Source organism: Streptomyces sp. BRA346, assembly GCF_052851135.1.
The window spans coordinates 1-8,165 of the sequence record NZ_JAIWIH010000096.1 but is presented as its reverse complement, the minus strand read 5'-3'; the positions used below and the strand labels follow the sequence as shown (position 1 = coordinate 8,165).

Annotated in this window: 1 protein-coding gene and 1 pseudogene; both read left to right on the top strand. The window is 72.9% G+C overall.

Going from position 1 to position 8,165, the window contains the following annotated elements:
• Nucleotides 1-6,162 (top strand): annotated as a pseudogene (locus LCH29_RS43335) (SDR family NAD(P)-dependent oxidoreductase); the annotation flags it as partial.
• Between the two features lie 50 nt (nucleotides 6,163-6,212).
• The coding region (locus LCH29_RS43330; protein ID WP_446467187.1) for a type I polyketide synthase at nucleotides 6,213-8,165 on the top strand (1,953 nt) is incomplete at its 3' end.

Below are 8,165 nucleotides of genomic sequence, written 5' to 3'. Positions count from 1 at the left end.
GGCAGCGTGGTCTCGGGGCGGGTGGCGTACACGCTGGGGTTGGAGGGTCCGGCGGTGACGGTGGATACGGCGTGTTCGTCGTCGTTGGTGGCCATGCATTTGGCGGNGCAGGCGTTGCGGCAGGGTGAGTGCACGCTGGCTCTGGCGGGTGGTGTGACGGTGATGGCCACGCCGGATGTGTTCACCGGTTTCTCGCGTCAGCGCGGCCTGGCTCCCGACGGGCGGTGCAAGCCGTTCGCGGCGGCGGCCGATGGCACCGGCTGGAGCGAGGGNGTCGGCNTNTTGCTCTTGGAGCGGTTGTCGGATGCGCGGCGNAANGGCCATCGGGTGTTGGCGGTGATTCGGGGGTCGGCGGTGAATCAGGATGGTGCGTCGAATGGTTTGACGGCGCCGAATGGTCCGTCGCAGCAGCGGGTGAGTCGCAGCAGCGGGTGATCCGTCAGGCGCTGGCCGGTGCGGGCCTGTCGGCGTCCGAGGTGGACGCGGTGGAGGCGCACGGTACGGGGACGACCTTGGGNGATCCGATCGAGGCGCAGGCGCTTCTGGCCACGTACGGCCAGGAGCGGCCCGAGGACCGGCCGTTGTGGCTGGGGTCGGTGAAGTCGAATATCGGGCATACGCAGGCGGCCGCCGGTGTGGCGGGTGTGATCAAGATGGTGCAGGCCATGCGGTACGGCGTACTGCCCGCCTCCCTGCATGTCCTGGGGCAGTGGTGCGGTACGGCTGCTGACCGAGCCCGTGGAGTGGCCGCACCGCGAGCGCCCCCGCCGCGCCGGGGTCTCCTCCTTCGGCGCCTCGGGTACGAACGCGCATGTGATCCTGGAGCAGGCCCCGGACGCTCCCGAGGCGGAGCCGGTGCCCGAGCACGGTGGTGTGGTGCCCTGGGTGCTGTCCGCGCGGAGCGCGGAGGCGCTGCGCGGGCAGGCCGCGGCCCTGGTCGGGCGCCTGGCGCCGGACCCGCAGGCGTCGGCCGTCGAGGCGGGATGGTCGCTGTTGACGTCCCGGTCGCTGTTCGAGCACCGAGCCGTGGTGCTGGGCGACGACCGGGCGGACATGGTGGCGGCGGTGGAGGCCCTTGCGGCCGGTGAGCCGCATCCGGGGGTGGTGGGCCCGCCTGCGGGCACGGTCCCGTCCGGGAAGACGGTGTGGCTGTTCAGCGGACAGGGCAGCCAGCGCGTGGGGATGGGCGCCGGGCTGTACGACCGCTTTCCCGTCTTCGCCGCGGCGTTCGACGAGGTCTGCGGCCTGCTCGACCCGGCCCTTGAACACCCGCTGCGTCAAGTGGCCTTCACCGGTGTGCCCGAGCGGCAGGGGATGCTGGACCACACGACCTACGCCCAGGCAGCGCTGTTCGCATTGCACATCGCCCTGGCCCGGTTGCTGGACTCGCTGGGGCTGCGCCCCGATGTGGTGATCGGCCACTCGATCGGAGAGGTCGCCGCCGCCCACGTCGCAGGCGTCTTCGATCTGCCCGACGCCTGCCGACTGGTGGCTGCCCGCGCCACGCTGATGGGTGGGCTACCGGAAGGCGGCGGGATGGCCACCATCGCGGCCGCTCCCGACGAGCTCGCCGAGCACTTGGCCGAGCACGAGGGCCACGTGGGCATCGCGGCCCTGAACACGCCCGCCAACACCGTCATCTCCGGCCCCGCCGAACGGGTGGCCTCGATCAGCGCCGCCTGGGCCGCCAAGGGCCGTAAGACCAAGACTCTGACCGTCAGCCATGCCTTCCACTCCCCGCTGATGGACCCCATCCTCGAGCCGTTCACCCAGGCCATCACGGACCTCACGTACCACCGGCCCACCCTCCCGCTGCTGAGCAACCTCACCGGGGAAACCGCCGATGAACGCATCGCCACCCCCGGCTACTGGGCCGAACACATCCGCCAACCGGTCCGTTTCCACCCCGCCATCACCCACATCGCCCCCGAGGCGGGCGTCTTTCTGGAGCTGGGCCCGGACCCGGTCCTCGCCACCGCGACGCAGCACACACTCGGCCACACCACCCCGGACACCGACCGGCCCAGCCCCCTGGTGGCGGCCACCCTCACCCGCAAACAACCCGATGTGCGTGCCCTCGGCCACGCCCTCGCCCACGTCCACACGTCCGGTACCGACGTCGACTGGACCAGCTGGTTCCCGGCCGACCCCGCGCCGCGGACGGTGGAGCTGCCGACGTACGCCTTCCAGCGCGAGCGGTACTGGCTGGCCGCGGCCGGTGGCCTCGGTGATGTCGCCGCCGCCGGGTTGCAGCGTGTGGAGCACGCGTTGCTGCCCGCGGCGGTGGGGCTGGCCGACGGCGGGGTGGTGCTCACCGGCCGTGTCTCGGCCGTCGGCGCCAAGAACTGGCTGGCCGAACACGTGATGGCGGGTGCGGTGCTGGTGCCCGGTGCGGCGCTGGTGGAGTGGGCGCTGCGGGCGGCCGACGAGGCGGGCTGCGGTGGCGTGGAGGAGCTGGCGCTCCAGGTGCCGCTGGTGCTGCCCGCGTCCGGCGGGCTGCGCGTACAGGTGGTGGCGGGCCCGGCCACCGAGGACCGGCGGCGCGACGTGCGGATCTACTCCCGCCCCGACCGCGATGCCGCACCGGGCATCGACCCGGGGTGGGTGTGCCACGCGGAGGGAGCGCTGAGCCCGCCGTCCGCCGATGGCGGGGCGGAGGAGCTGTCCGGGGCGTGGCCTCCCGCGGCGGCGGAGCCGGTGGACGTGACCGGCTTCTACGAGCGTGCGGCGGCGGCCGGATATGCGTACGGCCCGTCCTTCCAGGGCGTACAGGCCGTATGGCGGGACGGTACGGACGTCCTCGCCGAGGTGGCGCTGCCCGAATCAGCCGGTGACCGCGAGGGCTACGGCATCCATCCCGCGCTGCTGGACGCCGCCCTGCACCCGGCGCTGCTGCTCGACCCGTCCGAGCCGGAACGGGACGACACACGGGTGTGGCTGCCGTTCGCCTGGCGGGGCGTGTCGTTGTGGGCGGGCGGCGCGACGACGGTCCGGGTCCGGCTCTCCCCCCGGTCGCGGGAGGCGGACGGTGCGGAGGGCGAGCGGGGCCTGCGGGTGGCCGTGGCCGATGCGGTGGGCGTTCCGGTGCTGACGGTTGACGCGCTGGTGATGCGTTCGGCCGACCCGGATCAACTGCGGGCTGCCATGGGGCCCGAGGCGGACGGGCTGTTCACCCTGGACTGGACCCCGTTGCCGTCGGAAGGCCACGACCCCGACGAGCGAGCTGAATCATCAGCTGCCGGGCACTGGGTGGTGGTGGGCGAGGCGGAACCGTCCCCGATCGGGGAGGGCGCGGTCTGCCATCCGCATCTGGAGTCGCTGATCGCGGCGCTCGATGACGGCGCGCCCATTCCCTCGGTGGCCATCGCCTGCCTGTCCGCGCCTTCCCCGGACCGCGATGTGGCGGATGCCGGACTGGCCCTGACGGGCGGCGCGTTGGGGCTGTTGCAGGGCTGGTTGGCCGAGCCGCGGTTGGCCGATGCCCGGTTGGTGGTCGTCACCCGGGGCGCCGTCGCGCTCGGCGCATCCGAGGGGGACGGCGACGGCGGCGTGAACGCGGCCGGTGCCGCGGTGTGCGGGCTGGTGCGCAGTGCGCAGGCGGAGAACCCGGGCCGTTTCCTTCTGCTCGACCTCGACCCCGCCGGTGAACCGGCCGCCGCGGTCCCCGGCCACGGCATGGTGGACGGCGTCCTGCGGGCCATGGCGACGGACGAGCCCCAGGTGGCGCTGCGCGCCGGGCGGATCCTGGTGCCGCGGCTGATGCGCGCCGGTGGAGCGAGCAGTGGGGGAGTGGTGGGGCCGGTCGGGCACCCCGCGTGGCGGCTCGAACTGACGGGCACGGCGACGCTGGACAACGTCAAACCGGTGCCCTGCCCCGAGGTGCTGGAACCCCTCGGCGCGGGACAGGTACGGGTCGCGGTGCACGCGGCGGGCATCAACTTCCGCGACGCCCTGATCAGCCTCGGAATGGTCCCGGACCAGACCGGGCTGGGCGGCGAGGGCGCCGGTGTGGTGGTCGCGGTCGGCCCGGAGGTGACCCGGGTGGCGGTGGGAGACCGGGTCATGGGCGTCTTCGACCGCGCGTTCGGCCCGCTGGCGGTGACGGACGCGCGGATGGTGGCGCCGATCCCCGTCGGGTGGAGTTTCCAGCAGGCGGCCGCGGTGCCGGTGGTGTTCCTCACCGCGTGGTACGGGCTGGCGGAGCTGGGCGGCCTGCGAGCGGGCGAGTCGGTGCTGATCCATGCGGCCGCCGGTGGTGTGGGCATGGCGGCGGTGCAGATCGCCCGCCATCTGGGCGCCGAGGTGTACGCCACGGCGAGCCCCGGCAAGCACACGGTGCTGGACGCCATGGGCATCGACGCGGCACACCGGGCCTCCTCGCGCGACCTGGACTTCGAGCACGTCGTACGGAAGGCCACCGGTGGCCGTGGCGTGGACGTCGTACTGAACAGCCTCGCCGGACCCTTCGTCGACGCATCGCTGCGGCTGCTGAGCGAGGGCGGCCGACTGCTGGAAATGGGCAAGACCGACATCCGCGATCCCGAGCGGATCGCGGCCGAGTACTCGGGCGTGCGGTATCAGGTCTACGACCTGATCGGGGACGCCGGACCTGAGCGCATCGGCCGGATGCTGGCCGAGCTGGGCGCGCTCTTCGCGGCCGGGGTGCTGGAACCGCCACCGCTCCGGACCTGGCCGTTGGACCGGGCGCGGGAGGCACTGCGGTACCTCAGCCACGCCAAGCACACCGGCAAGCTCGTACTGGACATCCCCGCCCCGGTGCACCCGGACGGCACCGTACTGATCACCGGCGGCACCGGCACCCTGGGCGCCCTGGTCGCCGAGCATCTGGTGCGCACGGGGCAGGCCAGGCATCTGCTGCTGGTCAGCCGCAGTGGCCCCGACGCCCCGGGCGCGAAAGAACTCACCACCCGGCTGGACGAACTGGGCGCGCGGGTACGGATCGAGGCGGCGGATGTCACCGACGCCGCCGCGGTGGCCGCCCTGGTGGCGGGCGTCGACCCGGAGCACCCACTGACCGGGGTGATCCACGCGGCCGGTGTCCTGGACGACGCGGTGGTCACCTCGCAGACCCCGGAGCGGCTGGCCCGGGTGTGGGCGGCCAAGGCCACGGCGGCGTCCCATCTGCACGCGGCGACCGCGGACCTGCGGCTCGGCATGTTCGTGATGTTCTCCTCCGCGGCCGGAGTGATGGGCAGCCCCGGGCAGGCCAACTACGCGGCGGCCAACGCCTTTTGCGATGCCCTGGCCGCCCATCGACGAGCCCTCGGCCTGCCGGGCGTGTCCGTGGCATGGGGGCTGTGGGCCGAATCCAGTGAGATGACCGGAAACCTCACCGAAGCGGATCTGGCACGGATGGCCCGCTCCGGTATCGCCGCGATGGCGAGCGACCACGCCCTCGCACTGCTCGACGCCGCGGTCCAGCACGGCGGCCACCAGCTGATCGCGGCCGACGTGAACACGCGCGTCCTCGCCGCCCAGCCCCCGGACACCCTGCCCGCCGCGCTGCGCGCCCTGGTCGCGGCGAGCACCGGTGCCGGGCGGACGACGGAACGGCGTACGGCGGCGGCCGCCGGTGCGCAGCCCGTCGACTGGGCCGGTCGGCTGGCGGGCATGTCCGCCGATGAGCGGCGCCGGGTGCTGCTCGACCTGGTCCGCGGCCACGCCACCACCGTGCTGGGCCACGCGGATGCGGAAGCGGTCCAGGCGGACACCAGTTTCAAGGACCTGGGCTTCGACTCGCTGACGGCGGTGGAGCTGCGCAACCGGCTCTCCGCCGCCACCGGACTGCGGCTGCCCGCCGCCCTCGTCTTCGACTACCCCGAGGCAGCCATCGTGGCCGACTATCTGCTGGAGCGCCTCGCCCCCGAAGAGGACGGCTCGCCGGGCCGGACCGGTGTGGACCCGGCGCTCGGCGAACTGGCCAAGCTGGAAGCCACGTTGGCGCGCCTCGACGTGGCGGACGGCGAGGCCGGGGCGGTCACGGCCCGGCTGGAGGGTCTGCTGGCCACGTGGAAGGCGACGCGGAACCAGGCGGCGCGGGATGCGACCGCTGCGGAGCGGAAGACCGCCACGGAGCGGCTGGAGTCCGCGTCCGCGGCCCAGGTTCTCGACTTCATCGACAACGAGCTGGGTGTGTCCTGAATGTGCCGGGCGCGACGATCGCTTAAGGCCGGGTGAAACTCATGGTGGACGTGAACGTAAACGAAGAGAAGCTGGTCGAGTACCTCAAGCGCGTGTCCGCGGACCTGCACGACACACGGCTGCGCCTACGTGAGGTGGAAGAGCGTTCCCAGGAGCCGGTGGCCGTGGTGAGCGTCGCCTGCCGCTTCCCGGGCGGAGTGGACACGCCCGAGGCCCTGTGGCGACTGGTGTCCGAAGGAGTCGACGCGATCGGCGACTTCCCCACCGATCGTGGCTGGGACCTGGAGGGCCTGTATCACCCGGACCCGGATCACCCCGGCACCACGTATACGCGCCGGGGTGGATTCCTCGACGGCGCCGACCAATTCGACCCCCTGTTCTTCGGCATCAGCCCGCGCGAGGCGCTGGCCACCAGCCCGCAGCAGCGGCTGCTGCTCGAAACCGCCTGGGAGGCGTTCGAGCGGGCCGGTATCGATCCCGTGTCGTTGAAGGGCTCCGCCACGGGGGTCTACGCCGGTACGGCCACCACCGGCGGCGCAGCCGGGTCGGGCGACGTCCCCGAAGCGGCATCCGAGGGATACGCGGGCAATGCCCCGAGTCTGCTGTCGGGCCGGGTGTCCTACACCTTCGGACTGGAAGGCCCGGCCGTCACGGTGGAGACGGCGTGCTCGTCGTCTCTGGTGGCCATCCACTTGGCCGTGCAGGCACTGCGGCAGGGCGAATGCACGCTCGCCCTGGCCGGTGGGGTCACGGTGATGGCCACGCCCGAGGTGTTCACCGGCTTCTCGCGACAGCGCGGTCTGTCCCCGGACGGCCGGTGCAAGGCGTTCGCCGCCACCGCCGACGGCACCGGGTGGGGCGAAGGCGTCGGCCTGGTGCTGCTGGAGCGGGTGTCGGACGCGCAGCGCAACGGGCACCAGGTGATGGCCGTGATCCGCGGATCGGCCATCAACCAGGACGGCGCCAGCAACGGGTTCACGGCGCCGAACGGGCCGTCGCAGCAGCGCGTCATCCGCCAGGCACTGACCGGCGCCCGGCTGGCCCCGTCCGAGGTGGACGCCGTCGAGGCCCATGGCACCGGCACCACTCTGGGCGACCCCATCGAGGCGGACGCGCTCATCGCCACCTACGGGCAGGACCGGCCGGAGGACCGCCCCCTGTGGCTGGGATCCTTGAAGTCCAACATCGGCCATACGCAGGGCGCTGCGGGCGTGGCCGGTGTGATCAAGATGGTGATGGCGCTACGGCACGAGACGCTGCCCGCGACCCTGCACGCCGATGAGCCGACCCCTCATGTGGAGTGGGACGGAGGTGGCGTACGGCTGCTGACCGAGCCGGTGGCGTGGCCGCGCGGCGACCGGCCGCGGCGGGCAGGAGTGTCGTCCTTCGGAATCAGCGGAACCAATGCGCATGTGATCGTGGAGCAGGCCCCGGACGTGCCCGAGGCGGAGCCGGTGCCCGAGCGCGGCGGTGTGGTGCCGTGGGTGGTGTCGGGACGGAGCGCGGAGGCGCTGCGGGACCAGGCGGGCGCGCTGGCGACGCGTCTGGCTGAGAACCCTGGACTGATGCCGGTGGATGTCGGCTGGTCGTTGGTGACGACGCGGTCGGTGTTCGAGCACCGTGCGGTGGTGGTGGGTGAGGACCGTGCGGAGCTGCTGGCCGGGGTGGAGGCGTTGGCGGCTGGGGAGTCGCATCCGGGTGTGGTGGATGCGGGTGCTGCGGTGTCGGCGGGTGATGTGGGTCCGGTGGTGGTGTTTCCGGGGCAGGGTTCGCAGTGGGTGGGCATGGGTGCGGCTTTGCTTGATGCGTCGCCGGTGTTTGCGACGCGGGTGGCGGAGTGTGAGCGGGCCCTGTCGCCGTATGTGGATTGGTCGCTGACCGATGTTCTGCGCGGCACCGAGGGCGCGGGTGATCTGGGCCGGGTGGATGTGGTGCAGCCGGTGTTGTGGGCGGTGATGGTGTCGCTTGCGGCGGTGTGGGCGGGGCATGGGGTGCGTCCGGCG